This is a genomic window from Nesterenkonia salmonea (genome assembly GCF_005771525.1).
Taxonomy (GTDB): domain Bacteria; phylum Actinomycetota; class Actinomycetes; order Actinomycetales; family Micrococcaceae; genus Nesterenkonia; species Nesterenkonia salmonea.
Genome location: NZ_VAVZ01000100.1, coordinates 1 through 1,356 on the forward strand (window position 1 = coordinate 1; position 1,356 = coordinate 1,356).

The 1,356-nt window shown below is 57.4% G+C and carries 1 protein-coding gene; it reads right to left on the reverse strand.

Annotated features, from left to right (window positions below; genetic code table 11):
• Positions 1-14 precede the first annotated feature (14 nt).
• Positions 15-1,265, reverse strand: coding sequence for an integrase catalytic domain-containing protein (locus tag FEF26_RS15435; protein ID WP_208012962.1), 1,251 nt, complete (start codon positions 1,263-1,265; stop codon positions 15-17).
• Between the last annotated feature and the right edge of the window lie 91 nt (positions 1,266-1,356).

Below are 1,356 nucleotides of genomic sequence, written 5' to 3' on the forward strand. Positions count from 1 at the left end.
CCTGGTGACTCATCTCAAGATGCCCGGGAAGTGTGAGTCGTTGACTCATTGAGTTTTGCCCGGTTGAGGTATGCGGCGTTTCGTTTGTTTCGTTGGGTGATGTTCTTGCGTCGGACTTTGGTGAGTAGTTCGGCTTGGCGGGTGCCGATTTCTCGTCGGAGTTCGGCGGGGTTGGTGCGTGTGAACTTCTCTTTGAGTATTTTCTCATCCTTGGTGTCGAGTGCTTCTGGGTACATGCGGGCTCGTTGCTGTAGTCGTTGGTATGGGGTCATGGCGGTGTCGTAGGTTTTGGCGGTTTTCGCTCCTGTGCGGGTTTTGGTGAGGAGTTTCTGGCTTGGTGTGAAGAGGTTCAGTAGTGGGGAGTGGATGGCCCAGATCTGGTTGAGCAGTCGCATTTCTGATGGGGTTTCGTAGCGCCAGTAGCCGGCTATGCGTCGGGCTGTGGCCCAGTTTTTCTGCTCGACGTGCGCGCCGTCGTTTTTGTTGTTGGGGCGTGAGCGGGTGAAGGTGATTTGGGCTTCGGTGCACCAGCGCAGTAGGTGGTGGTTGATGAATTCGGATCCGTTATCGGAGTCGATTCCGAGGATGGGGAAGGGGAATTGGGCTTGGAGTTCGATCAGGGCGGTGAACACCCATTTGGCGGCTTTGTTGCGTATGGTGCGGTTCTCGGTCCAGCCGGTGGCGATATCGGTGCAGGTCAGGGTGTAGCAGAACTCGCCGTTGAGGTCGCCTCCGTCATGGCCGACTAGGTCGACTTCTAAGAATCCGGGGCTGGAGTTGTCCCAGTCGGACCAGGTGCGCATTGGTATCTGTGATTTCAGTAGTGATCCGGGTTTGGTTAAGGAGTTCCCCCTGGTGGTGGCCATCGCGGCCCGGTCCGGGGCTAAACGCCGGTCGATAGTTGCTGGGGACATTGAGATCAGCAAGGCGGCGGTCTGATCGTTGATGTGTAGTTCCCCGTGGCGGCGTAAGGACTCTACGAGGCCTGGCAGGGCTGGGGCTAGGCGCTTACCGGTAGGCCCATCTAGTACTGCCCAGCAGAATCGGAGGGCGTCGATGACTTCTTCGGTGTATTTCACCGCAGGTGCGCGTGGCTTTCGGGGTGTTGGTGGTCCTGCTGTTGTTTGCCGTAAGACTTTGCGGGCGTGATCGCGATGCCAGCCGTTGACCTGGCATAGGTCATCGAGGATCGCTTTCTTCTCGGCTTTGGTGGCCTTCTGGTATTTGATCGCTAAGCGTTGAGCGACCTGGCGTCGTGCTGCCATTGAGAGCTCCATCCTTGATGCTCACACACGCGGGCATTTCAGGATGAGTCAACGACTAGGTCCAGGCGGGCATCTGGGATGAGTCAATGCG